Below are 25,490 nucleotides of genomic sequence, written 5' to 3'. Positions count from 1 at the left end.
CCTAAATTGATAGCCATCCCGCCCGACTCTCTTTGTGGCGATCACTCTCACCGTCTTTCCTCAGCATGAACAAGATACGAAATGCAGACGCGATCCTCTCGCAAGGCGACTCGTCATCAAGACAAGTCGTGCTCGAGATTGCCGATCGCACACTCGAACGCCTGGACAGCTATCGGCGGATCAGAAACATCATGCGCATGGAAGGCAGCGTGTTGCATGTTGGAACCCGCTCATGGGATCTATCGCTGAAGCGCAACGTGTACCTGATCGGTGCCGGCAAGGCCTGCAATCACATGGCCATGGCGGTCGATCACGTGTTGGGGGACTTCCTCACTCAGGGAATCGCCATAGTAAAGATCCTTGAGGAAACCGATCGCTTCAACAGGACCGAAGTCTTCGTGGGTGGACACCCGCTCCCCAACGAAGAAGGTCACCGCGCCTCCAGGAAAATTATCGAACTAGTCAATCAGGCTGGGCCCGAGGATCTGTTCATTGCGGTGATCAGCGGCGGCAGTTCAGCGCTCATGTCGTGCCCGATCGATGGCATCACCTTGCAGGATGAGATCAACACCTCCGATGTGCTGCTGAAATCCGGTGCGGGCATTTACGAAATCAACGCGGTGCGCCGTCACATTTCGGCCCTGAACGGCGGCATGTTAGCGAAGCGCATTCAGAACGTAGGGGCCGAGCTGATCGGCTTCGGTATCAGCGACGCCGTGGGCTCGCCTGCTACGGGCGATATCGCCGTACCCTATGCGGCCTACAAAAGCACGCCGATCGGCCCCGACATGACGACGTTGGACGATGCGCGCGCAACGATCGTCAATCGCAATGTCGCCGATCGTCTGCCTACGAGCGTCGTCGATTATCTGATGAACGCCGGCCCCGAAGCGGAAACGCCCAAAGCGTTTCCCGACAACACCTACTTCCTGCTCAACACGCTGCCGGATTCCTGCATCTACGCCAAGGAAATCTGCGAGGAGATGGGTCTTCCGGCCATGATCGTTTCGTCCTTCCTCGAGGGCGAAAGCCGTGACGCCGGCACATTCTTCGCTTCGATAGCGCGCGAAATCCAGACGTATGGCAACCCGCTCAAGCCTCCTTGTGTGCTTCTGAGCTCCGGCGAAGTTACGACGCTGATCGACGACAACAGCGTAATCAGGGGCCACGGTGGGCCAGGCCAGGAAATGACCGTGAGTTTTGCGATCACAGCCGCGAGGACAAAAGGCGCATGCCTGTTATCGATTGATAGCGAAGGCACGGACGGAACGGCGAACGTCGCCGGTGGCATTACCGATTCCACCAGTTTCAAGGCTGCGGCCGACAAAGGAATCAGTCTGTATCAGGCACTGCGTGAGCACAGTTGCTTCGAGGCACTCGATTCGATTCGCTCTACGGTTTTCACCGGCAACACGGGCACCAACCTGTGCGACCTGAACATCCTTTACATTCCTGAGCCGAAGGCGGGTGAATAACATGGAAGACAGGATCACATCCGTGCGGGCCCAGCAGATCATCGACTGCAAATGCCGCCCCGCTGTGGAAGTCGAGATCCGCACCGAGAGCGGTGCAATCGGTCTGGGCGCCGCGCCTACCGGCACTTCGGTGGGCATGCACGAATCGTTTGTGCTGCGAGACAACGACCCGTCGACCTATAAAGGGCTCAGCGTTCATCAAGCCGTCAGCAATGCGGTGAACGTCATTGGTCCGGCGCTCATCGGCATGAACGTGTTCGACCAGCGAACCATCGACGAAAAAATGATCGCCCTGGATGGCACGCCCGACAAGCATCGCCTGGGGGGCAATACGATCTACTCGGTCTCCGTTGCAGCTTTCCGCGCCGCGGCAGCCGCGCTCTCGACTCCGCTTTACAAGCACATCGCGGGTGGCGACATTCGAACCGTGCCGGTGCCCTGCTTCAACGCGATCAATGGCGGGCGATACGACGGACTAACGCAGGCTTTCAATGAGTTTCTGATTGTTCCCTACGGCACCGATCGCGTCGACTCGTCGATCGAGATGGCGGTCGCCGTCTTCCAGAAACTCGCGGACGTGCTCACGGACTACCTGGGACATAAGCCACAGGTTGCCAGTTCCTACGGATATGCCGCGCCGTCGGACGACCCGGAGACGATCCTGACATTGATGCAGAAAGCGGTCGACGCGTGCGGCTATACAGGCAGGATCGCCTTCGCGCTCGATTGCGCCTCGAGCGAGATGTACAACAGGGAGACCAACACCTATCTGCTGAAAGGCAAATGGGTGTCATCGGACGAACTCATCGCCTATGCCAGGTTCCTGACGGAAACTTTCCCCCTTGTTTTTATCGAGGATCTGCTCGACGAGAACGATTGGACCGGCTACGTCAAGGCGGTTCGCGAACTCGACCGCACGATCGTTCTCGGCGACGACCTGACCGTAACCAATCCGGCCTTGCTTAAAAAAGCTTATGAACTCCGCGCCGTGAGTGGTTTTGTACTCAAGCCCAATCAGGTCGGCACGATCACCGAAGCGCTGGACGCTTATCGATTTGCAGAAGAACACGGAATGATCGCGGTGCCATCAGGCCGCTCCGGTGGCGTCGTGGATGACGTTGTGATGGATTTCTCAGTCGGCCTCCAGGTACCGTTTCAAAAGAACGGCGCACCGCGTTCCGGAGAACGCATTGAAAAGCTGAACTTCCTGATGCGCGCCAATGCACGCAGCCCCGGTTGCCGCCTCTTTGATATCTCGCCACTTCTTCGGTTTTGACGCGTGCTTCTGATGACAGGAACCCGCCGACATGCCACCCCACTCACTTCGAAAAGGTGAACTCAAATGTATCCGAACATCGATTTCCTCTATCTTTCAGAGCCGGACATGATCACAGCCGGCGTACTGGATGCAGCGAGTTGTGTTTCTGTCTGCGAGGAGACCTTCAGTCTTCTTGGTAAAGGCGATTACCTCATGGGCGGCGCCAATCACAACAGTCACGGCCTGAACATCGTCTTCCCGAAAGAGACGAAGTTTCCCAACATGCCGGTGGCGGGACCGGACCGACGCTTCGCCGCCATGCCCGGTTATCTGGGTGGACGTTTCGATGTCTGCGGCAATAAATGGTACGGATCGAACCATGCCAATGCGGAGAAGGAACTGCCGCGCTCGATTCTGACCATGATGCTCAATGACAAGGACACCGGGGCACCGCTGGCTCTTATGTCGGCGAACCTTCTGAGTGCGGCGCGAACTGGAGCTGTGCCTGGTGTCGCAGCAAAGCATCTGGCCAACAAGGATTCGAAGACCGTGTCGGTTATCGGCTGCGGCCCGATCAACAAGGCCTGCTTCACGGCAATCATGACCCAACTCGGCGCGGTCGAGAAAGTCATCTGCTTTGACGTCTTCCTCGCCAAAGCGAACGAGTTCGCCGGCTGGGTCGAGGAAAAATACCGTATCAGCGCCATCGGCGTCGACGAGGCGGAACAAGGCTTTCGTGATGCGGACGTCATCACGGTCGCGGCCTCGCGCCTGAAGCCGCTCTACTTCAAGGATGAGTGGATCAAGGCGGGAGCGACCATCCTGGTGTCGGGGCCGTTCAACACAGACGAATCTTTCCTGATCGATTGCAAGATCGTCTTCGATCACACGCCTCTGCAAGAGGCGTATGTCGAGGATGCCGACGCATCGGGGAACAAGGACGCCTACTACAGCGGTGTGATCGGCGGCCCGTTCTACCGGTTGATCGATGCGGGCAAACTGCCCGCATTGGCGGATTCGACTGGGCTAGGTGACGTCGTGAATGGCATTAAGCCCGGGCGCGAAAACGCGGAAGAGCGGGTCATTTTCATTGCCTGCGGCATGGCTGTTTTCGACATCAGCTGGGGTTTTGAAATTTACAAGAATGCAGTGCGTCAGGGAGTTGGCCAATCGCTGAATCTTTGGAAGCAGCCCAGCGCGTTGTGAGTTGGCCCGATAAGGTAAGCGCATCTTCAAAGGGGGCTGCCAGCCCCCAGTTCATGGCGCTCGTGCTGAAGAACGCACCGCTGCGGTTTGGCAACGATGGGGCGTAGTGGAAATCTCGACGAGCAGTTCGCCCAGACGCTTCAGCTTGCTCGTCGTGATAGGACCCTACCCCGCCTCGTCAAACGCAGTACTTCGTGAGAGCGTCTCCCACGCATCAAAATCCTTGCGCAGGGCAGCAAGCTGTTTGTGCGCAAGGTCAAGCGCGTCGGCGCCCAGCAGCAGATGCAGGGGTGGCTGCTTCGCCTTTAATGCTTCAATGATTGCGAGCGCGCCTTTCGCCGGATCATTGTGTTGCTTTCCGTGCGAGTCGAGCAGCGCGTCACGTTGCTTGCCCAGTGTCCCGGCAAACTCGGGAATGCGAATTCTGGATTGCCGCATCGAACGGCCGCGAAAATCAGTCCTGAACGCGCCGGGCTCGACCACCGTCACGCCGATGCCGAACGGCGCCATCTCTTTCGCGAGGGTGTCCGAAAGGCCCTCAAGCGCGTACTTGCTCGCATGGTAGTAGCCGACGTTCGGAAAAGTGGTGAGTCCACCGATCGAGCTCACGTTGACAATATGACCTTTGCCACGGTGACGCATCCCCGGTAGCACAGCCTGCATCAAGGCGATGACGCCGTGGACATTGGTATCGAACTGCGCGCGAATCTCGGCATCCTCGCCCTCCTCGATGGCCCCGATATAGCCATAGCCCGCATTGTTCACGAGTACGTCGATCCGACCGAATCTCTCATGCGCCGCTTTCACCGCAGCGCTGATCTGTGCGGACTGGGTCACGTCGAGGCCGACAGCCATCGCCCGGTCGCCGTAATGCTCGACAAGGTCGCGAACGGAAGCGGGCCTACGAGCTGTAACAACGGCACGATAGCCGTGTTCAAGCACCTTTTCGGCCAGCGCCCGACCCAGACCGGAAGAGCTACCGGTAATCAGCCATACGGAATTATCGTCAATCATCCTTCCTCCGCTTCATTTCAGACTATCGACACCGCCTGGCGCACGATGTCTTGACCTCCAGAAAGGATAGATGCGACGATTCATTCAATCATCACGGATAATTCGCATGAGTCATGCAAGCAGATAAAACGATCTCGCATGGGGTCCTGGATGACCTCTCGGCCTTCGCCGTCGTCGCGCGGCTGCGCAGTTTTTCCCGCGCGGCCGCCGAACTGAACGTGTCCAATTCGATGCTGAGCTATACGATCAAGCGACTTGAAGATCGCCTCGGCTACCCACTCCTTCGACGAACCAGCCGCAGCGTTGCACCCACCGCCGAGGGGCAAACGCTCCTGCTGACGCTCAAACCTGCTCTCGATGCGATCGACGGCGCCTTGGGAGACCTCAGTCGAATCCGCGATCGCATTTCAGGCACCCTCCGAATCACCGCCACTCGGCAAGGGTATGAGGCCGTCATCCGTCCGGTGCTAGCCGACTTCTGCACGACCTATCCGGAAGCGACCGTCGAGGTCATCATCGACTATGCGTTCAGGGATCTTGTTGCCGGGCGTTTCGACGCCGGCATCCGGCTGGGCGAGAAACTCGAACAGGATATGGTGGCTCTGCCGGTCGGGCCGGCCCTCAGGATGGCTGTGGTCGCCTCACCGGAATATTTGTCGCGACACTCTGCTCCCAGTACGCCGGACGATCTTCAGCATCACCAATGCATCAATTACCGGATGGAAACGGCAGGCAGCCTCTATTCATGGGAGTTTGAAAACGGCGGCCGAAAATTGAAGGTAACGCTGTCGGGACCGCTGACATTCAATGAGCCGGATCTGATGCTCGAGGCCGCGATAGATGGTCTTGGCGTAGCGTACGTGTTGGAGCATGAGGCAGCGGTCGATATCAGGACTGGACGTCTGGTCCGGGTGTTGGAGGACTGGTGCCCTCCCTTCCCCGGATTCTTCCTCTACTACCCATCGCGCAAGCAGGTTTCTCCTGTGTTGGCGGCGTTGTTAAAGCACTTGCGTTACTCAGAGACACGGCATGGTCAGCAGGCGACATCCGCTTAGGCCGCGCGCGAATCGTCCAGACGCTCGCCGATTGCTCTTAGCCTCGCCCGATCCACTTTGCCTAACGAATTACGCGGCAACTGATCAACTACGATGAGCCGCTCCGGCATCTTGTAGCGCGCCACTCTGGTGGACAGATCGTGCAACACGTCCTCGACCTGAGTCGCGGCTTCGGTCAGTTTGACGAAACCGATCACGCGTTGACCGAGGACGGCATCCGGCACGCCGATAATCGCTGCCTCGCTCACGCCGCGATGGACAGTAAGGGCGTGTTCGATTTCGGTCGGCGAGATGTTCGACCCGCCGCGAATGATCAGGTTTTTCTTTCTGGCGACGTACCAGAAATCGCCGGCCTCATCCTGGCGCATCACATCGCCGGTAGCCCACCAGCCGTCCTTGCGCGCATCGTCGATGCGCCCCGGGCCGAGCCAATAGCCGATGAACACGTTCGGACCGCGCAGCAACAACTCGCCCGCTTCGCCGCGTCTGACGGTGTTGCCTTCTTCATCGACGAGGCGAACCCGATCCATATCGACCGCGCGGCACACCGGCCCGGTATCGAATCCATAGGTGAACGTGCCCGCGCTTTCGCTCATCCCAAGGAAGTTGCGCATCCTGACACCGAACACGCGCAAAAACGCCTCCTGCAGATTCGGCGGTGTCGTGTCGCCGCCGACGAGACAGGTGCCCAGTGACGCGACGTTGCGTGGCCGCGCAACCTGCTGGGCCATCGCTTCCGAATACATGAACGGCAGCCACATCAGCATCGTGCAGCGCTGCTGTTCTATCAGGTCAAGCGCGGCCGCAGGCTCGAATCGATCCATCAGGACGCAGGTGCCGTTAGTGGCAAGCGTCGCCAGCGTAGTGAACAGCCCCGCCCCATGCATCATGGGCGTCGCAATCAACGCGACCTCGTACGGCTTTAGCGCGATGTCCTGGCATGCTTGCGTCATCGCGCACATCGTCCGCGGCGTATGCGTGACGAACTTCGGTTCGCCCGTCGTGCCGGACGTTGACAGCAGAAGCGCAGGTTCATCCACGCGCACCGGTGCGAGCGGCACCTCGTCTGCATGGTGTTCGATCAACTCGCTCCATGCTCTGGCGCGTGTATCCAGCGACGAGCCGTCAACGAGAAAGCACTTGTCCGCATCGAGAATCGAAGCATCCATGCCGGCGATCGCGCCGTATAGTTCAATCTGGCCCAGGTACAGCGAAACCCGCAGCCGTCGCAGTTGCGGCTCGAGTTCAGCGCGTGTGAGCCGGGTGTTCAGCGGTACAGCAATCACGCCTGTCAACATGCACGCGTAAAACGCGGCGACGGTTTCCGGTCTGTTCGTCAGGTGCAGTGCGACTCGATCGCCCGGTTTCACACCCTGAATGAGCAGACCTTGCGAAAGTCTTCTGACGTACCGCGTCAGACGATCGTAGGTCCATGCATCATCGCCAGCGGTCAGCGCGATGGCGTGAGGGCGTGCTGTGGCAGATTCGATCAGAAGTTCGTATAACGTAACGAGTTGCGGCGTACTTATTGATTTAGGGCGTGTTCCGGGACAAGACATGGCGCGTTCTCTAAAGGTCGATTGGCTGTCGACGACAGGCCTATCCTGACAACAGGTAACGCTGGCAAATTATTCCGGCAGTTGCGCTGCGGCCAATTACCTTTCCCGCACCATTCCCCCACCAATCACAACAGCGTATCTATCCGTAGCGCCATCATCTAATCTAACGGCACTGTAATAACAGCACGCCCTGCGGCGCGTTTCACAAGCTCCGTGTGGTTGGATGGCTGGCTCCACCACCTTGCCAGTCCGCGCGGATTGCGGTGACCCAGCACAAGCAGGTCCGCGTTGAGCAAGCCTGCGTACCTGGCCATGCTATCGACCACGTTACCCGCTGCAACATATCCGCGCGCAACCGTTCCGCTCTCTCTTAGATGGTCCAGCGCTTCCTCCAGAACCTGCTTCGCCGCGCCTTCCATTTGCGAACACGCCATGTCCGACAGGTATCCGACACTGCAGCCGACAGCCGAGCCAATATCCACAACAGAGAGGACATGAACAGTGGCGGTCAACGCACATCCCAAACGGGTCACGCGCAGTAAGGCCAATCTGGATTCCGGCGATCCGTCGTAGTAGACGAGCAGATTGAAGTGGTCAGGCATAGGGTCCTCGAATCGTGTGATGAAGGGCGTTGCGGCGGTTCTGCCTTTTCCACAACACCGTTGACCGATGAGGTATTCCAGAACAACGCAAGGTTTCTTCTCGCCTGAGACTGTTTTCCGTCGTGGAATAAAAACGCAAGCCCAGACGTTCGGAGAGGGACGATTCAGAGCCAACGAGATCGGGCAATTCAATCTGTGGAATTCCTATTCCCTGGTTGTACGCCCATTCCATTGCGCGCTCCCGGATCGTTCGTTCGCGTGCATCGCAGGTGGAGAGAGACGATTGCGGCGGGCGCCACTCCGAATACAAGAGGAATCCGCGAAAATGAAACTGCGTCAAAAGACATTTATTGCCTGGTCATTCGCCGCTTGCACGGCAACGCTCACCGCATGCGGTGGCAGCAGCGACAATTCCACGCCGCCGGCTCCGGTCACTGGGCCTTTCAAAGCCACCGTGCTGGTTTCCGACGGCAGTGTGAGCGCACCGAACACAGACGCCAATCTCAAGAACGGCTGGGGCATCGCCTTCAACCCAACCGGCGTCATGTGGGTATCCGACAACAATACGAAAAAGTCGACACTGTATGACGGCAATGGCGTCGTGCAGTCGCTCGTCGTGACGATCCCGCCCGCGGCAAGTGGGCAGGCTGCCGGTCCGACGGGCATCGTGTTCAATACCAGCACCGACTTTGCAATTAGCGCAAACGGCGCCACAAGCAACGCGCTCTTCCTTTGGGCCACCGACGCGGGCACGATCGCCGGCTGGTCGCCGAAGGTGTTGCCGACGCAAGCAGTTAACGCGCACGACGACGGCACTGGCGGCGCAGTCTACAAGGGTCTCGCCAGTGGCACGAATGCCGGTCAGAACCTGCTCTACGCGGCGGACTTCCATAACGGCAAGGTCGATGTGTTCGACAAGTCGTTCAACAAGATCCAACTCGATGGGCAATTCAAGGATCCCAGCCTGCCTGCCGGCTTGTCCCCTTTCGGAATACGTGTGGTCGGTACAACCGTATATGTGACGTTTGCGAAGCTCGGTCCCGATGGACACACGCAGATGAACGGCCCGGGCAACGGCGCCGTCGACGCGTTCGACACGGCCGGGCATCTCACGAAGCGCATTGCCCAGGGCGGTTCGTTGAATTCGCCCTGGGGTCTTGCGGTGGCGCCGGCTAATTTCGGTGCACTGAGCAACGATCTGCTGGTCGGGAATTTTGGCGATGGCACCATCGACGCGTTCGACCCGAATTCCGGTTCGTTCATCGGCGCCTTGACACAAACGGACGGATCGACATTCAAACAGCCGGGTATCTGGGGCATCTCGTTCGGCAACAACGCTGCCAATCAGCCGCTCAATACCTTGTTCTTCGCTGCCGGCCCGACACCGACAACTGGCGTCTATGGTCGGATCGACGTCAGCCAATAACGAACAGGCGGAGGCGGCGGACGCTCTGACCGCCGACCTCAACCGCGATCTTCTCATTGAAGCCGTTTTATTCCGCGACGAGGTGACAGGATCCACGGCTCACGGCGAATAGATTCCATTGGGCGGCCAGGCGGCGAAACGTACCCTGCTCTATACTCGTCAGCTTTCTGGATCGGCGAGTTTCGCTTTCACGCTGCATCATGTCCCGCCCCCAGCCATCGTGGCTTGTTCCCCGATACGCCCTCATCGTGATCGTCATTGCGGCTATCGCGGGAGCGTTCGCGTGGGCCGCGGACTGGATTCAATGGCCGGGCAGCGAGCCCGCACTGACGCCCGCCCGGATGATCGACGCCTTCGAGGACAGCATGGGCAGGCATGCCGGCTTTCGCCGTAATCATGCCAAGGGAGTCTGCGTGAGGGGCTATTTCGACAGCAACGGAAACGGCGCCGCGCTCTCTCGCGCGAGCGTGTTCGAGCGCGGCCGCACCCCTGTGATCGGCCGCCTCTCCGCACCGGGCGGCAATCCCGCCCAGGACGACGCCAACACGTCCGTGCGCAGCTTTGCGCTGCTCTTCTCGCTGCGCAACGGAGAACAATGGCGCACCGCAATGAACTCCGTGCCGGTTTTCCAGGTCGCCACGCCACAGGCACTGTACGAGCAACTGGTGGCGCTGCGCCCGGATGCGCGGACCGGCCAGCCCGATCCCGCGAAATTGAGCGCGTTTTTTTCGCAGCATCCCGAAACGACGGCCTTTCGCGAGTGGATCGATACCCATCCACCTTCCTCGGCTTTCTATAACGCAAGCTACTTCGGCATTGACGCGTTCCGTTTCGTCGATGCCAATGGCAACACGCGTTTCGTCCGCTGGAGTGTCGTTCCAGACACGCCCTATGCGGCGTCGAACGAGCGGACTAACCCGGCGCGCGACCCCGACTTTCTCGCACACGATCTTGACCTGCGCCTGCAAACCGGCCCCGTTTCCTGGCACCTCATGCTGACGCCGGCAGGCCCGGGCGACCTGGTCGACGACGCGACGCGCGCATGGCCATCCGAGCGCGAATTGCAACGGGTGGACGCCGGCACGATCGTGATCGAGCGCGCCGAGAGCCAGATCGACGGCGCCTGCCGGGACATCAATTTCGATCCGCTGATCCTCCCCGATGGCATCGCGCCCTCAGACGATCCGCTGCTCGCCGCCCGCTCGGCGGCCTACTCGGTTTCGTTCGAACGGCGAACGCGCGAAGAGGTGGGGGCCGGCACGCGTCGCCGCTAGAAAAGACGGCATCGGGACTTTGTCGATGCAGTAAAGACCACTTTCACGCGTTGTTCAGTCTCAAGTTAAACTAGGCTGTTCGAACTTCGTGGCGAAAAAACGGCGGCGAACGATAGTCCAAATATTGGTGCGAGGTTGACGTGCTCGCAGTGCTTTCGAACACGTCTCGGGGAACATGGGAGATTTTCGTTCAATGAACGCTGCAGATTTACCAGACATGCTTCCCGAAATGCTGCCGCGCTTGTGGGCGTTCGCGCTTCGCCTGTCGGGGGACCAGCATGATGCGGAAGACCTCGTGCAGCGCGCCTGCCTGCGCGGGCTCGAACGCGCTCATCAATTGCAGCCCGACACGGCTCCGTTGAGCTGGATGTTCTCGATTGTCCATTCGACCTGGATCAACGAGCTGCGCGCCCGCAGCGTGCGCAAACGCTCCAGTTTCGATTGGGACGACGACTTCCTCGAAAATCTTCCCGACCCCGTCGACAGGGGTCCTGAAACGCAATTGATGCACGGGCAGATCATCGAGGCCGTCGAACGCCTGCCGGAAGCGCAGCGCGTCGTGATGCTGCTCGTCGCCGTGGAAGGCCTGAGCTATCAGCAAGCCGCCGACGTGCTCGAGGTACCCATCGGCACGGTCATGAGCCGCCTGTCGCGCGCCCGCCAGGCGGTCGGCGCACTGCTTGGCGGCGAGACGCCGAAAGTGCGGCCGGCGAAGATACAAAAGGATTCAATCGCATGATGGCTGACGACGCTCAACTGCTCGCTTACGTGGATGGCGGCCTGTCGCCCGAGGATCGCAGCGCGGTCGAAGCGCAACTGCGCGAGTCCGCCGAAGCAAGGGCAAAGGTCGCGCTGTTGCGCGCTTCGCGGCTCGATTTCGAGGACGCCTTCGCGCAACAGAAGCTCCCGCCGGTGCCCGATTCACTGAAGCTCAAGGTCGACGAGATGGTCCGCGCGCATCGCGCCCGGGAATCGAACGACCCGGTCCTGCCTCCCGGCGAAAAAGCGCCCTCCGAACCCGTGCGCTCGCGCCTGCGCGTCATGCCGGTCTGGTTTGCCGCCGCTTGCGTAGCCGGCGCTTTCGCCTGCGGCCTGTTCGTGCGACTCGGCCCGCTTGCAAGCGGCGGCACGCAGCTGACCGCCAACGCCGACGTGTCTCCGTGGGTGGCGGCGGCGGTCGGCTATCAGAAGCTGTACACGCGCGATACCGTCGCGTACACGCAGGAAGATCCGGAGGCCGCCGCAAAGGCCGTCAGGGATATTCGCAGCGACGACCGGCTCGCCCTGCGCGTTCCGGACCTGACAAGCGCCGGGCTGACCTTCAAGTCGGTGCAACGCCTGCGCTTCAACAACAAGCCACTCGTGCAGATCGTCTATCTGCCAAAAAATGGCCCGCCCATTGCGCTGTGCGTGATGAAAGACTCGAAACCGGACCAGCCGGTCGCGACGAAGACGGTCGATGCAATGGACGTCGCGACGTGGCGGCAAGCGGAGTTGAGCTATGCGCTGATCGGGAAGTCGGGCGACGTCGATCTCGGCGCGCTCGGCAAGCGCATCTCCAACCTCGACATGGCTCCGCTTTTCAGCGATGCCTCGCCGATCGCAGCCGCCACCTCCGGGTGACGGCATGCCCGATGGAATAGTCTCAAGCCACGAGTGTTGTGTTAATAGCCCTTAAGGCGTCATGCAGGTTTGGGCAAGGCGTCCCATTCCGCGAAGAGTGAAAGACAGGCCTTATGAATCCGGACGACATCGAACTGATGGCCTACGTGGACGACACACTGCCCGCCCACGCACGCGAAGCCGTGGAGCGCGCGCTGAACGGCTCAGCCGACGCCATGCTGCGCGTCGAGAGGCTCAGGGCGTCGCGTCTGCCCTACGCGGAAGCGTTCGCGCGGCAGACTCTGCCGCCGGTGCCCGAAAGCCTGAGCGCGCGGATTGCCGGGATGGCACGCGCGGCAAAACAGTCTGCGCAAGATGCCGCTCGGAACGAAGCGCCGGGCCGGCAGGACGCGGTCGCGCCGGCCGGACGCGATGCGAGCGTCAACGATGCCGTCGTGCCGCATCCTGCCGGCGCCGAGGCGTCCGCGGCGATCCGCTCGCGCTTGCGCATCGCGCCAGCGTGGCTCGCCGTCGCGTTCGTCGCGGGGGCGTTCACCTGTGGGTTCGTGCTGCGCCTCGGAAGCGGCACCGGGCCTGCGTCGACGGCCGGCGCATCGGTGGCGTCAGTTGGAAGCGGAGTGTCGCCTTGGGTCATGGCCGCCGCCAGCTATCAACAACTCTATTCTCGTGACACGCTCGCAAACGTCGAAGCCGACCCTGCATTGGTGGCGAAAACCACCGCGCAGATTCGCGACGACGATGGCCTCGCCATTCGCATTCCGGACCTGAGCGCTTACGGCCTCACGTTCAAGCGCGTGCAGCGCCTGCGTTTCAACGACAAACCGCTCATTCAGATCGTCTATCTGCCCAAACAGGGCGCGCCCGTCGCCTTGTGCGTGATGAAAGAAGCCAAGCCCGACGCGGGCACGGCAACGCGGCAGGTTGCGTCGATGACGGTCGTCACCTGGCGTCAGTCCGAACTCGGCTACGCACTGATCGGGCCGCCCCGCGGTACCGATCTGAATGCGCTGGGCAACAGCATTTCCACCCGCCGCACCGCGCCGCTCTTCGGGACTTAGCCCGCGCCCTTTTCGCGCGCTGTCCTCGATACGCCGTTCTTCCCCTTCCCTGTTGTGTTGAAGAGGCCGGCGTTGAGCGGCATCGTCAACATTCGAGCAACACACGTGGCTTGGCGCGGCGACAGATCTGACTCTGTCGCCGCGCCAAGGTGTCGTGCAGATTCAGGACGACAACGGCAAGCTCGTCGCTCTCGCTGTGCAGTCACGGATGCTGCAAGCAGATGAGCGACTAGTCACGCGTCTTATGGGGTGCCGTCCGCCGGCGCTTACTACTTGAAAAAAGTATAGGTGGCGATATACGGCGAGCTGCCTGTCGCGTGTTCGACGGTGCAAGGCGCTGTCGGCGCAGCGCCGCCTGCGGTCATCGTGCGTTGCACGTAGCGCACCTCGCTCAGCAGGCCCTTCACGCCTGTCGAGCGCGTCCCCAGCAGCAGTTGCGGCACGCCGTTCGGCGTTTCGCTCGGCGTCTGCGCGAGGACGTGGCCTACGATCCGGCTGCCGTCGCGGGCTTCCCAGGAGGGTCCCGCCGAATGCTCGATCACCGCGGCCCCTGCCGTATCGAACAACGTGGCGCGCGGACTGCGAAACACCCAGCCGAGCGTGTGGTTCGCATCGTATTCGCAGGAATAAATCTGGACGCCGGATGCGGCGGTGCTTAATAGCACTCGCGCATCGGGCGGGTCGATCGGCGCAGCGCCAGCCGGCGTGCCGACTACTGCCAACAACCATACGGCGCTGATTGAATGGCGCATTTTGCGTGGCAAGCGAATCATGGCGATGCTCGTTTGACCCGATACGATGAAAGCGTGAAACTGCCCCGCGTCCTGTCAGACACGGTCAAGATTGGCTGAGGCGAACGCCCAGTTCAGGTGACGCGAGACCGTCGCGACCAGATAGTCCGGTCGACGGTTCTGATAGTCCAGGTAGTACGCGTGCTCCCATACATCCACGGTTAGCAACGGTACGAGTCCACGCGTAAACGGCGTTTCCGCGTCGCTCGTCTTGACGACCGCGAGTTCTCCGCGATCGAGCACGAGCCATCCCCAGCCACTGCCGAACTGCGATGCCGACGTTGCGACGAGCGCCTTCGCGAGTGCATCGACGGAACCGAACTTGCGGGTGATCGCCGCCTGAAGTTTCTCGCTCGGCGCGCTCGGCGCCGGGCTCAGCGAGTTCCAGTAGAAGTTGTGGTTCCATGCCTGCGCGGCGTTGTTGAAAACGTCTGCGAGCGCGGGCTGGTCATGCGACTGCATGATGATCTGTTCGAGCGATGCCTGTTCGAGCGGCGTGCCGGCAAGAAGCTTGTGCAGATTGTCGAAATAGGCCCGGTGGTGCTTGCCATAATGAATGCCGATGGTGCGCGCCGAAATGGTCGGCTCAAGCGCATTGTCAGCCCATGGCAGCGGCGGCAGTGTTTGCGGCGACGAGCCGAGAAATGCCGGAACGACGCTCGTCGCCGTGCTTGCGGCGGGCCCGGCGTCGCCTGTGACCGCGCCGTAGGCAAGCTTCGAAAACAGTACGCTGAATGAGGCCATGGACCCCGCGGCCATCAGACGCCGCCGGGAAATAAGGGGGTTGAGCATGTCCGAACCTGTTGTTGTGTGGGCGACCGGTTCACCCGGGCTGCTCATACAACAGCTCGTCATTGCGATCTATTCCACTTCGCTTTGAAATTTCCCCCACGCGGCCAGCGCTCGTTGATCCGCCAGCGCGACCCGGAATTTCATCCGCACCTCCAACTGGAAAGCACGCAGCACGTTGTCAGTCAGGCGAACGTCTCGTCGAGCGCCGCCTCGATATCCGCAATCAGATCGGCTGGGTCTATGTTGAGGATGGGAAGGCAATCCCGGAAACGCTACGAAGGCAACACGCGGATCCTTGTCGAGGAATTCGGCGACCCTCTGCGCCGTAGCCACGTGCTGAGCCAAACGCAGTGGCAAGGTCACCGAACCCCGCATGATCAGCCACGCATTGAAAGGCGAGATTGAAGCGCCCACATCGACAAGCGCATCGGCCTTCAGACGGCGAATCAGCTCCGCGCGCCCGATCACGGCACCGCCCATCGCATCGCCATGCCCGTTGATGTACTTCGTCAGCGCATGAACCACGAAATCCGCGTCATGTTCAAGGCCGCGAAACATCGGCGGGGGCGTGAACGTTGCGTCGATCGACAGCATGGCGCCGGCATCGTGCGCGATCTTTGCAAGCGCCCGGACATCCGTCACCTTCGTGGGACGATCGGCGTACGGATCGCGCCCGTCGTGGCGTCAATGACGTTCCCGGCATGCACGGCCTGACTGGCGAAAGAAAGGCTTGCCGGTTCGTCCTTATCAGACCGTTGCTGACTGTTCATGGTTGTCATATACCGCCTTCCTGATGCACACGACCTTCGGTTGAGTCATTTCCTCGTACGCAAATCTGACACCTTCGCGGCCGAGGCTTCCGTACTTGAATCCCCCGAACGGCATGGCGTCGAATCGGTAGTCCGACGAGTCGTTGATCATGACGCCGCCGGCCTCCAGCCTGTCGGCTGCCTTGAGCGCGGCATGCAGATCATTGGTGAAGATGCCGGCATGCAGACTGTATTCGGAGCTGTTGGCGAGCGAAAGCGCCTCATCCAGTGTCTCAATCCGCTGAAGAACGACAACCGGGCTGAATATTTCCTGCTTCCACAGGTCGCACTCGAAGCTGACGTCCTCAAGTACCGTCGGCGAGTAAAGCGAACCGTCCTGAGTATTGCCGCACAGCAGTGTGGCTCCCTGACTGAGCGCGGCATCCACCACGCGTCTCGTGCGAGCCGCTGACTGAGCCGTGATCATCGGCCCGACGTCCGTATCAGGCAACGCGGGATTGCCCGTCTTGAGCACTTTGGTGCCGGCAACGAAACGCGTCCTGAACGCGTCATAGATGGACGACTGAATCAGAATGCGTTGCGTGCCAATACAGTTCTGGCCTGCGGCCCAGAACGCTCCTGACACACACGACGTAGCAGCGTCCTCAAGGTCGCAGTCGTTCAGAACGATGACGGGTGCATTACCGCCCAGATCCATCGCAAGCTTTTTGAGGCCTGCGGAGCTGGCTATTCTCTCTCCGGTTGCGAATCCACCGGTAAACGAAATCATTCTGACGTCCCGGGACGAGACGAGCGCTTCGCCGAGCGCTGCGCCACCTGTCGCAACCGACACGACGTTCGGCGGCATGCCGGCCGCCACCAGATATCCAACAAGCTTGATCGCCGACAGCGGCGTGAGTTCGGAGGGCTTGAGAACGACGGCATTGCCGCCGGCGATTGCCGGCCCGAGCTTATGCGCAACCAGGTTGAGTGGATCGTTGTACGGCGTGATCGCAACGATAATGCCGAGCGGTTCCCGAGTGAACCACCCCTGGCGGTTTTCCGATCCGCCGTACGCGTCGAACGGCACGACCTCACCTGCGTTTCGACGTGCCTCATCGGCGGATAGCTTGAGCGTGTTCACGCAACGTAGCACTTCTTTCCGGGCCTGCTTGATCGTCTTACCCGCTTCCGCGACGATGAGATTCGCAAAGGCGTCGCTATCACGTTCCACGAGCGATGCGCAGGTTTCGAGCACGCGAGAGCGTTCGTGCCGGGACAGGCTACGGCAAACGCGCGCGCCCTCCTTCGCGGTCTGGATCAGCACTTGCGCGCCTTCCGGCGGAATGTTCACAACCGTGCCGACTTCGACGCCGTCGAAGGGATTGGTGACCGAGATGAAGCCGGGCGATGAGTCAATGGGGAATGCGGAATTCATTTCGAAGCGCCTGCGTCCTTTCTTGCGAATGCGGAAAATTTCAGAAGCCAACGCGCAAGCTGTTTCAGCGCGTCTCGCGTCCGGTCCCTGTCTAAAGCGTAAGCGAGCCCTCCACAGATGTGACGCAGGAACCGCCCACGCGCACATTCCCGTTCGCATCCACGCTTACCTTGATTCGCCCGTCTCGACCGACACACCGTCCCTGAGCAGCCACGTAGTCTGTTCCGCCTCGCGGCAACAGGCCGCGTTGCCACTGGAAGGCCGCCACGCTGCCGTTGCCGCTTCCGCAGACAGGATCCTCCTCCACCCCACAGGATGGCGCGAAGGTACGCACTTCGATTGCCGCATCGTCTCCATGCTCGCGCGTGCCGAATACGGTCAGGCCCGTGACGCCTAAGCGGCGCTCGAGCTCCGCCAACCTCGCGAAATCCGGCTGAAGATTAAGTACGGCAGCGGCATCGTTCAGATGCGCCACGATCCAGATGGCGCCGACATTCACGATGCCTGGCGCAGTCTTGAGGTCCACTTTGCACCCGAGGATCAGCTCCAGCTCCGCCACATCCGCTGCATGCACCGGGTCCAGCTTCGCAGGTGGCAGATTGAACGTGAGCAGGCGATCTTCGCCTCGCTCCTCGAGCGTCAATTCAACGAGGCCGATGCCGCATTGTTGAATCAATCGACCGCCTTCGCGCGGTGTGACACGCCCCGCTTCCACGATTGCGTGAGCACTACCCAGAGTCGGATGTCCTGCGAAGGGAAGCTCGCTACGCGGCGTGAAGATCCTCAAGAGATAGTCGGCCCCGGCTGTTGTGGGCGGAAGGACAAAAGTCGTTTCTGACAGGTTGGTCCAGCGCGCGACAGCTTGCATCGCGTCAGTGGTCAGGCCCTCAGCGTCCAATACCACGGCCACCGGATTGCCCAGAAGCGGCCTCGCGGTGAAGACGTCAACCACTTTGTAAGATCGTTTCATGTTCGCCTCGTCTGACTCCAGTGGACATCTGGGCATTCTTTAGATGCAAGTGCAACACCTGCATCGTAGCGCGTGCCGCCCAACCGTAACAGTCACAGTTTTTCGCCTATGCGACCATTACAATTTCGCCCGACCAGAATGGCAAACGCTCACCGGTTGACGACCCGCTTCGGCATTGCCAGCGCCAGCACGCAACCCAGCAGCAGGCAGATACCGAACGTGATGACACCCGTGCCCACGCTATGTGTCCGGTCTTTCAGCCAGCCAAGGAAATAGGTACTCGCGAAGCCTCCAAGATTGGCTATCGAACACGCGAATGCAATACCGGCTGCTGCTGCCGTGCCGCGAAGAAACGTTGACGGAAGCGCCCAGATCACCGGCATCGCCGCCGCGGCCCCTGCGTTAGCCACCGAAAGAAGGATGACGATGGCCGGCACGCTGCCCGGGAAAAAGGCGCTTGCGATCAGGCCAAACGCTGAGCACAGCAAGGGCACGGCAACATGCCAGCGACGTTCCCGGAACCGGTCGGAACTGATCCCGGTTAGCAGAACCATGACAACCGCCAGGCCATTGGGGATTGCCATCAGCGCGCCAATCTCGATCGCACTTCTTGCGCCGGCATCGCGCAGCATCGTGGGCATCCAGAAACTGATCGAATAGAAGCAGAGCAGTACGCAGAGGTCGAGATAACCCACCACCCATACTTTCGGATTGGCAAACGCCTGAGCCAGCCGATGCTCCTTCTTCTCCTCCCGATCGATTCCGATGTCCCGCTTTAGCCTCACGAGTTCGGCAGCGCTGAGAAAACGCGCACCCTGGTGCGTTTTCGGCAGGAAGATATAAACGAGCACACCAAGCAGCACGGAAGGCATTGCTTCCAGCGCGAACAGCCACTGCCAGCCTCGCAAGCCATGCACGCCGTCAAAGACTGACAGTATCCAGCCTGAGAGCGGCGCGCCGATCAGACTCGACAGCGGCAAGCCCACCATGAAAAGTGCGACAATCCTGCCGCGCCGCGCGTCGGGAAACCAGTAGGTGAGGTAAAGCAGTGCGCCGGGCAGGAACCCGGCTTCCGCCACGCCCAGCAGGAAACGCACGAGATAGAACTGCCCGGGCGTCTTCACGAACATCGTCAGCCCTGAAAGCACGCCCCATGTAACCATGATGCGCGCGATCCAGAAGCGGGCGCCGACTTTCTCGAGTATCAGATTGCTGGGCACTTCAAACAGGATATAGCCGACGAAAAACAGTCCGGCGCCGAGCCCGTACACCGTTTCGCTAAATCCAAGTGAATCGAGCATCTGCAGCTTGGCAATGCCTACATTCACGCGGTCCAGAAACGCGGCAAAGAAGCATAGACCCAGGAATGGGGCGAGCCGCCATGTGAGCTTGCGATAGAGACTGCGCCCGGTCGGGGCGTCATCTTCGAGGTCACAGGAGGGGATGTTCAGGGGAGACGTCGACATGTTGGATCCTGGAAGAGGACATGGAAGACGCGTTTCGCGGCGTTCAGCGAAACGCGCGACCTGGCTTCACGAATAGTTGATCACGAGCAGCTTGATTTCCGACATCTCGTCCATCGCGTAACGTGTGCCCTCGCGGCCGGTGCCGGATTCCTTCCAGCCGCCGAAAGGCATGTTGTCAATGCGATAGATCGGCACGTCATTGATCATCAGGCCGCCCACATCCCATTTCTCCAGCGCCCGGAACGCGCGCTGCAGGTCCCGTGTGAACAGGCCGCCCTGCAAGCCATAGCGTGAATCGTTGGCACGCTCTACAGCTTCATCGAATGTGCGATAGCTATTGAGCGTGAGTACGGGTCCGAAGATTTCCTCGTCCTCGACCAGCATTCCGCGTTGGGTATCCGCCAGCACGGTCGGCTGCACGACTGCGCCGACACGCGGGCCACCGGCCAGCAGACGCGCGCCGCCGGTCAGCGCTGCGTCTATCCAGCCCTGAATGCGGATAGCCGACTTCTCGTCGATCACCGGACCCACGTCGATGCCCTCTTCCATCGGATCGCCGACCTTGCACGCACGCACCTTGTCGAGCAGCCTGGCCTCGAACTGGGCGCGTACATTCTCGTGTACGAGAATGCGCTGTACGCCAATGCAATACTGTCCACCGAACACCACGCCGCCGCGAACACACCGCGCCGCTGCAAGATCAAGGTCCGCGTCTTCCGCCACGATCACCGTGCCATTGCCACCAAGCTCAAGCGCGACTTTCTTGTGGCCTGCGATCGATTTGATATGCCAGCCGACCTTGGCACTGCCGGTGAAGGTCACCATGGCGAAGCGGTCGTCACGGACCATCGACTCCGCAAGGGGAATACTGCAGTGACACACCTCCAGCGCCCCCTCGGGCAGACCCGCATCGCGCATGACCTCCTGCAGCAGAAGGCTGGTAAGGGGTGTTTGCGGCGCGGGCTTCAGCACGACGGCATTGCCTACCGCAATCGCCGGCGCGACTTTGTGCAGGACAAGATTGAGCGGAAAATTGAACGGCGAGATCGCCAGGATGAGACCAATCGGAAAACGCCTTGCAATACCCACGCGACGCCGCATGTCCGCCAGTTTGTCGAGATCGAGACGGGACAATTCCGTAGCGCTGCCGCTGGCATCGGTGGTCTGGTATTCGAAAACGCCCGCGTCGACATCGAGCGGTACTTCTTCACCATGACTGCGCCGTGCTTCGGCAGCCGCGTTACGCAAGTTGAAGATGCCACGCGAAACCTCGCCGCGCGCATCGTACAAGGGCTTGCCCGACTCCGCCGCGATCGTGCGCACGAACTCGTCGCGCCGTGATTCGATCAGGTCCGCCGCGCGTTGCAGAATATCCGCGCGGGTGAATCGAGGCAGTTGGCGCATGATCTCGAACGCGGCTTGTGCGCGTTCGATCGACCGTTCGACAGCGTCCGCATCGGCAATCGGCATATAACCGACCACAGCGCCGTCATAGGGGCTGCGCACGGCGTCGGTGGGTTGGGTTTGCGTCTCAATGTCATATTTCATTTGGCATCCTTATCTAGGATCGGTGTTCTTATTTTTGGCCGCTCACTGCGAATCCGCGTGGGGATCCGACGAGAAGCGCTCTCGCCGGCTATGCGACGACCAGGGTCTGGTTGAGGTCTGCGATCGCACGTACGAGACTGCACGGCGCCAGCATCGAGGTTTTGGGATTGCTCGGCAGGGTCTTGCCCGTGACCGCAATGTCGATGTGGCCAAAATCGCCTTCGGCCTTGATCCGGTGCGTGTTGCCGGTGGCAAGCGGATCGACATACAGCACCACCCTGGTGCGATCGAAGCCGACGCCGGCCAGCGCGACCGCAGCGGCCACGTTGGCGTTCTGTGGAAAGAGGCGCGCCGCATCTCGCGCCGTGCCTTCATAGAAGGCGGTCGGCCGCTCGATGTCGTCGAGCACAACCAGCGCTTCGGCGTGCGTGCCCCGCCAGGCGCCCGGCGCCTTGTGCGATTCATAGCGCACCTCGCGCAGGCCGGCGAACTTCGCCGCGCCAAGCGCGTCGAGGCCGCCCAGTGCGCCGGAGGGAATGCGCAAACGCGCCCCTGCAGCGGTCGCGCTATCGATCAATAGCATCTCGAGCGTCGGATCCGCCAACGCACCGACCGAGGCGACGAGCATGTCGTGCCCTGCCGCCAGGACGGACGGCCCCAGGTTGCGCAGCGCTTCGTGGCCTGCACATTCGACGACGAGGTCGAGATCACTCTCAAGGAAGTCGCCAACGCTATCGACAATCCGGGCGCCGGCGTCGAGCGCCTTGCGCGCGCCCTCGCGATTTGTGTCCCGTTCATAGATAGCCACGACACGGACGGCGGGCACGTACCGGCTCAACAAGTCGTACAGCAGGCTACCGATGGCGCCGCATCCTATCAATCCAACATTCATCATGTCCCTCACTCGGTTCGTGGTGCCCGGGCTCGGCCCCACGTGATGAATGCATTAGATGGGATACAAATTTCCCGGGGAAGGCGTTCGAAGTGACGTCTATCGTCACAAAAACAGAACACTCGGGGGTGATTGGTCAGGGAGACTGGTGGCTTGTCCTGAGACGCCGGATCAGAAGGTCGAGGAAACGCTGTGCCGCGACCGACAGTTGCCGCCCGCGAAAACTGATCACATCGATGGTCGCCGACCCGGAATCGCGCTCGTCCAGCGGTACTGCCCGTAACCATCCGTGAGCCGTCTCCTGCTCAAGGGTGAGCGGTGGCATGAAGCTGACAAGATCCGATTGCCTGACGAGGTTCTTGATAACCTGCAGTGAGTTGGCTTCGATCGCAACCTGAAGCGCGACGTTTGCCCGCTCGGCAGATTTTTCGATCAGATAGCGAATGCCGAATGTCCGCGCCGGCAACGCAACCCTCACGTTACCCAGTTCGGACATGGCCACTGTTTTCCGGCCGGCGAGTGGATGCGCCGGCCGGCATATCATCTGCAGCGGCTGGATCGAGCGGCCATGAAGATTGATGTCGTCGCGATTGAGGACATTGAAGGCCATGCCGATCTCGGCACGATGATCGACGAGTGCGTCGACAATCTGAGCGGTTCCGCAAACCTCGAGATGGACAGCGATACCCGGGTGGTCACGCGAGAATTCCGTGATCAGGTCGGGCATGAAGCTATGGACGGCAGCTTCGACCAGCGCGATCCGGACCACGCCATGGCGCAATGAGCTCAGGTCGTCCATTGCGGCGTGCAACTGCTCGACGTGGCGCGAGTTGGCGTTCACGTAGTTGAGCAATAGCTGGCCGGCTGCGGTTAGCGTCGCGCCGCGCGGTGAGCGGTCGAACAACGCGGCGCCGAGTTCCTTTTCCAGATTGCTAATCTGTTTGCTGATCGCGCTGGGTGCAACGAAGAACGTCTCCGAAGCATGTCTTAGCGAACCCGTGCGCGCGACTTCGGCGAAATACCTGAGTGACTGGGGCTGGATCATTCCGCACAGGCTGCGCTGACGTTGCGTTCAGGTTGCGCTGACGCTGTCGAGCTCCGTCTGTGTAAGACCATACTTCGCCATGCGGGCGCGGTGATCAGCCGAACCGAGGTACTTGCGAAGTTGCTCATTCACCGCCCGCAGAAGGTCAGGATTGTTCTTGCTGAACGAGAACGCGCCGACAGGCGCTCTGCCATCCTTGCTCGTTTCGTGCGCCACCACTTCCAGTTCCTGATTGGCGCTGGCTAGGACACGGCTGCCAACCGCCGTGCTCGCGTAGGCGTCGATCTTTCCCGCGAGCAGCGCGTCGATCGCTTCGGTTTGGCCCTTGAACGCCACTATCTGGCTATCCCTCACGCCGACCGACTTTGCAGAGTCGAGCTGAACCGTCCCGGCGACGATTCCAAGCCGCGCGTCGTTGCGCGCTGCAACGGCCGCATAGCTCGTCAGCGCTTTCGGATTGCCCTGACGAAGCAGGAAGCCGTCGCCCAGCGCCCAGACCGGCACGCTGAACGCAACGCGCTCGGCGCGCTCAGCGGTCACAAAAATGGGTACGTTCATGTCCCACCGGCCTTCCTGCACACCAGGCAGAAGTTCTTCGAACGAGGTCAACTGATGTTCGATGGAGGTCACACCGATCGCCCGAAGCACCACCTCGGCCAGTTCGATGTCGGCGCCCGTCGCCGAATGATCTTCACCCGTCCAGTAGAACGGCGGTTCCTCGAGATATGCGATTCTTACTTTCATAGCTGTGCTCCACAAGTCCAGTAGTTAAGATTCCGGTCGCCCGCCCTTGGGCGTGGCGATTCACTCCAGCCTATGCCGACAAGTCACGCCGTAGCGGCGTCCATGACCGTTGAAAGCGCCGACAGTGCGGGTCCGAGACGCGCGGGCGGCAGGTAGCCAAAACCCAGCCGGAATACACGGCTGCTTTCGCCAAACCACGCGCCGGATGCGAGTTGCAAATCATGACCCGGCAGCAGATCCCAGAAACGCGCGACAGCAATGTCGTCGAATGCGTCGGCACGCAGGCGCAGGCAGCACAACGCGCCGGCGTCAGGACGCACCCACTCGATGCGCTCGCGCTCGCTCTCGCACCAAAGCGCCAGTTCCTGAAGCGCCGCGGCGAGCAAGCGGCGCCGCGGTGCGAGCACGCCTTCCCTGTTGCGCAGAAGCGCTGCGGCGAGCGTCTCGTCAAGAACCGATCCCGAGATCACGGTGTTCATTTTGGCGACGGCCAGACGCTCCCGCAGATCCGAGTTCGCCACCGTGAGCCAACCCGTGCGCAAGCCTGGCGCGCCGAGCGCCTTCGACACCGACGCGCCAGTGACGATACGTGGATCGAGTCCCGCGAAACTTTCGAGCGCCGCATTGTCGCCATAGGTAGCCTCCCGATAGGTCTCGTCGATGAAAAGTATCGCGTCAGGAGCGCGCTTTTCCATCAGGACAAGGAGCTTCTCGACGTCGGCACGGGACGTCTGGATACCCGCCGGATTCTGTGGCGAAGCGATACTGACCAGCTTCGTTTTCGGCGACAGACTTGCCTCGATCTGCTCCAGGTCTAGCCGATAGCCGTGCTCGAATGACAGCTTGATCTCGCGGACGCTAACGCCGGCGCCGAGCAGGCAATCACGGCTCGGCGGAAAGCAGGGTGTCGCGAGGACAGCCTCGTCGCCGGACCGGCAAACTTCGAAAGCGAGAAGAAACAGACCCAGCGCGGTACCTTGTGTCGTGATGATCTGCTCGGCTGGAACCCTGCAGCCCTCGGCAATTGCCTCGCGAAGCGCGACCGAACCGGCTGATGTGCCATAGCCGAGCTTCAGATTGCGGATATCCTCGAGACCCGGCAGAGACAGCAATTCGCCGAGCGTCAAGTCCTGCGACGTGCTCTCCGCCAGGTTGAACGGCCGGTTCACATTGAGAAGTGAAATGATCTCGTTGCGAGGAAATCGCCCGTGCCACGCCTCTAGATCCGATTCGCTGAGGTCGGCCTGCTGTCGTTCGTCGACGTTCTGTTGAATACCCTGCATGCTTTTGCCTTGCGTTTGCTGTGAATAGTTCGTCAGACGATCCGCTGCAAGCAGCCAAACAGCCGTTTCAGCCTGGCCCCGACAGCAGTCTTCGCTGTGCGCGGCACCCCGGCTCCTTCAGACGCGATCGCAACACATGCATCGTAGCGTTCACCCGCCGACCATAACAGTCACAATTTTCTGCGAAATGGACCATCACAATTCCTCTTGGCGAGCGGGGGC

23 protein-coding genes are annotated in these 25,490 nt (G+C 60.8%); 9 read left to right on the top strand and 14 right to left on the bottom strand.

The window, feature by feature from the left end; genetic code table 11:
- The first annotated feature begins 65 nt into the window (after positions 1 to 65).
- From M0D68_RS07930 to M0D68_RS07920, 3 genes are all read left to right on the top strand, one after another.
- Entirely contained in the window at positions 66 to 1,475 is a 1,410-nt protein-coding gene (locus M0D68_RS07930; protein ID WP_211705478.1) for a glycerate kinase, read from the top strand.
- 1 nt (position 1,476) lies between these two features.
- Complete coding sequence (locus tag M0D68_RS07925; protein WP_266224130.1) at positions 1,477 to 2,751, top strand: enolase; 1,275 nt, start codon at positions 1,477 to 1,479, stop codon at positions 2,749 to 2,751.
- A gap of 66 nt (positions 2,752 to 2,817) precedes the next feature.
- Positions 2,818 to 3,939: a tyramine oxidase subunit B gene (locus M0D68_RS07920; RefSeq protein WP_211705481.1), complete on the top strand. Its 1,122-nt coding sequence runs from the start codon at positions 2,818 to 2,820 to the stop codon at positions 3,937 to 3,939.
- A gap of 165 nt (positions 3,940 to 4,104) precedes the next feature.
- Here M0D68_RS07920 and M0D68_RS07915 read toward each other — a convergent pair whose 3' ends face one another.
- A complete protein-coding gene (locus M0D68_RS07915; RefSeq protein WP_266224129.1) occupies positions 4,105 to 4,953 on the bottom strand; it encodes an oxidoreductase in 849 nt (282 codons plus the stop codon).
- A gap of 113 nt (positions 4,954 to 5,066) precedes the next feature.
- On the opposite strand from M0D68_RS07915, the gene M0D68_RS07910 reads away from it, so the two are divergent.
- Entirely contained in the window at positions 5,067 to 6,008 is a 942-nt protein-coding gene (locus M0D68_RS07910; RefSeq protein ID WP_266224128.1) for a LysR family transcriptional regulator, read from the top strand.
- Here the strand turns inward: M0D68_RS07910 and M0D68_RS07905 are convergent.
- Both M0D68_RS07905 and M0D68_RS07900 read right to left on the bottom strand, forming a co-directional pair.
- Positions 6,005 to 7,567, bottom strand: a complete 1,563-nt coding sequence (locus M0D68_RS07905; RefSeq protein ID WP_266224127.1) for a class I adenylate-forming enzyme family protein — start codon at positions 7,565 to 7,567, stop codon at positions 6,005 to 6,007. The genes M0D68_RS07910 and M0D68_RS07905 overlap by 4 nt on opposite strands.
- 158 nt (positions 7,568 to 7,725) lie before the next feature.
- The gene (locus M0D68_RS07900; protein ID WP_211705487.1) at positions 7,726 to 8,169 is read right to left on the bottom strand and encodes a universal stress protein; all 444 of its coding nucleotides are present in this window, start codon (positions 8,167 to 8,169) and stop codon (positions 7,726 to 7,728) included.
- Positions 8,170 to 8,494: 325 nt separating this feature from the next.
- Here M0D68_RS07900 and M0D68_RS07895 point away from each other — a divergent pair, with 325 nt between their 5' ends.
- The 5 genes from M0D68_RS07895 to M0D68_RS07875 all read left to right on the top strand — a co-directional run bounded on the left by M0D68_RS07895 (position 8,495) and on the right by M0D68_RS07875 (position 13,550).
- Entirely contained in the window at positions 8,495 to 9,595 is a 1,101-nt protein-coding gene (locus M0D68_RS07895; RefSeq protein WP_266224126.1) for a TIGR03118 family protein, read from the top strand.
- Positions 9,596 to 9,936: 341 nt separating this feature from the next.
- The gene (locus tag M0D68_RS07890) at positions 9,937 to 10,869 is read left to right on the top strand and encodes a catalase family peroxidase (RefSeq protein ID WP_308187574.1); all 933 of its coding nucleotides are present in this window, start codon (positions 9,937 to 9,939) and stop codon (positions 10,867 to 10,869) included.
- 193 nt (positions 10,870 to 11,062) lie between these two features.
- Complete coding sequence (locus M0D68_RS07885) at positions 11,063 to 11,608, top strand: RNA polymerase sigma factor (protein WP_093640102.1); 546 nt, start codon at positions 11,063 to 11,065, stop codon at positions 11,606 to 11,608.
- On the top strand, positions 11,605 to 12,492 hold the full coding sequence (locus M0D68_RS07880; RefSeq protein WP_266224124.1) for an anti-sigma factor: 888 nt from the start codon (positions 11,605 to 11,607) through the stop codon (positions 12,490 to 12,492). Before M0D68_RS07885 ends, M0D68_RS07880 begins: the two co-directional genes overlap by 4 nt.
- 113 nt (positions 12,493 to 12,605) lie before the next feature.
- The gene (locus M0D68_RS07875; protein WP_211705494.1) at positions 12,606 to 13,550 is read left to right on the top strand and encodes an anti-sigma factor; all 945 of its coding nucleotides are present in this window, start codon (positions 12,606 to 12,608) and stop codon (positions 13,548 to 13,550) included.
- A 269-nt stretch (positions 13,551 to 13,819) separates the two neighbouring features.
- Here the strand turns inward: M0D68_RS07875 and M0D68_RS07870 are convergent, their stop codons facing one another.
- From M0D68_RS07870 to M0D68_RS07820, 11 genes are all read right to left on the bottom strand, one after another.
- Positions 13,820 to 14,323, bottom strand: a complete 504-nt coding sequence (locus M0D68_RS07870) for a DUF3455 domain-containing protein (RefSeq protein WP_211705495.1) — start codon at positions 14,321 to 14,323, stop codon at positions 13,820 to 13,822.
- A gap of 54 nt (positions 14,324 to 14,377) precedes the next feature.
- Positions 14,378 to 14,962 (bottom strand): superoxide dismutase, encoded by a 585-nt coding sequence (locus tag M0D68_RS07865; protein ID WP_244869698.1) that lies wholly within the window; start codon positions 14,960 to 14,962, stop codon positions 14,378 to 14,380.
- A 240-nt stretch (positions 14,963 to 15,202) separates the two neighbouring features.
- The gene (locus tag M0D68_RS07860; RefSeq protein ID WP_266224123.1) at positions 15,203 to 15,727 is read right to left on the bottom strand and encodes a PLP-dependent transferase; all 525 of its coding nucleotides are present in this window, start codon (positions 15,725 to 15,727) and stop codon (positions 15,203 to 15,205) included.
- Between the two features lie 153 nt (positions 15,728 to 15,880).
- Positions 15,881 to 17,320 (bottom strand): aldehyde dehydrogenase family protein, encoded by a 1,440-nt coding sequence (locus tag M0D68_RS07855; protein ID WP_266224122.1) that lies wholly within the window; start codon positions 17,318 to 17,320, stop codon positions 15,881 to 15,883.
- A gap of 91 nt (positions 17,321 to 17,411) precedes the next feature.
- Positions 17,412 to 18,290, bottom strand: coding sequence for a PhzF family phenazine biosynthesis protein (locus tag M0D68_RS07850; protein ID WP_211701236.1), 879 nt, complete (start codon positions 18,288 to 18,290; stop codon positions 17,412 to 17,414).
- A gap of 149 nt (positions 18,291 to 18,439) precedes the next feature.
- Positions 18,440 to 19,756: an MFS transporter gene (locus M0D68_RS07845; RefSeq protein WP_200654773.1), complete on the bottom strand. Its 1,317-nt coding sequence runs from the start codon at positions 19,754 to 19,756 to the stop codon at positions 18,440 to 18,442.
- 66 nt (positions 19,757 to 19,822) lie between these two features.
- Positions 19,823 to 21,304, bottom strand: coding sequence for an aldehyde dehydrogenase family protein (locus M0D68_RS07840; protein WP_266224121.1), 1,482 nt, complete (start codon positions 21,302 to 21,304; stop codon positions 19,823 to 19,825).
- A gap of 88 nt (positions 21,305 to 21,392) precedes the next feature.
- Entirely contained in the window at positions 21,393 to 22,199 is an 807-nt protein-coding gene (locus M0D68_RS07835) for an aspartate dehydrogenase (RefSeq protein WP_211705504.1), read from the bottom strand.
- 133 nt (positions 22,200 to 22,332) lie between these two features.
- A complete protein-coding gene (locus M0D68_RS07830; RefSeq protein ID WP_211705505.1) occupies positions 22,333 to 23,241 on the bottom strand; it encodes a LysR family transcriptional regulator in 909 nt (302 codons plus the stop codon).
- Positions 23,242 to 23,268: 27 nt separating this feature from the next.
- A complete protein-coding gene (locus M0D68_RS07825) occupies positions 23,269 to 23,985 on the bottom strand; it encodes a transporter substrate-binding domain-containing protein (protein ID WP_266224120.1) in 717 nt (238 codons plus the stop codon).
- An 83-nt stretch (positions 23,986 to 24,068) separates the two neighbouring features.
- Complete coding sequence (locus tag M0D68_RS07820; protein WP_266224119.1) at positions 24,069 to 25,268, bottom strand: pyridoxal phosphate-dependent aminotransferase; 1,200 nt, start codon at positions 25,266 to 25,268, stop codon at positions 24,069 to 24,071.
- Between the last annotated feature and the right edge of the window lie 222 nt (positions 25,269 to 25,490).

Source organism: Paraburkholderia sp. SEWSISQ10-3 4, from assembly GCF_030464785.1.
Taxonomy (GTDB): Bacteria; Pseudomonadota; Gammaproteobacteria; order Burkholderiales; family Burkholderiaceae; genus Paraburkholderia; species Paraburkholderia aspalathi.
This window is presented reverse-complemented; position numbering and strand designations above follow the sequence as displayed.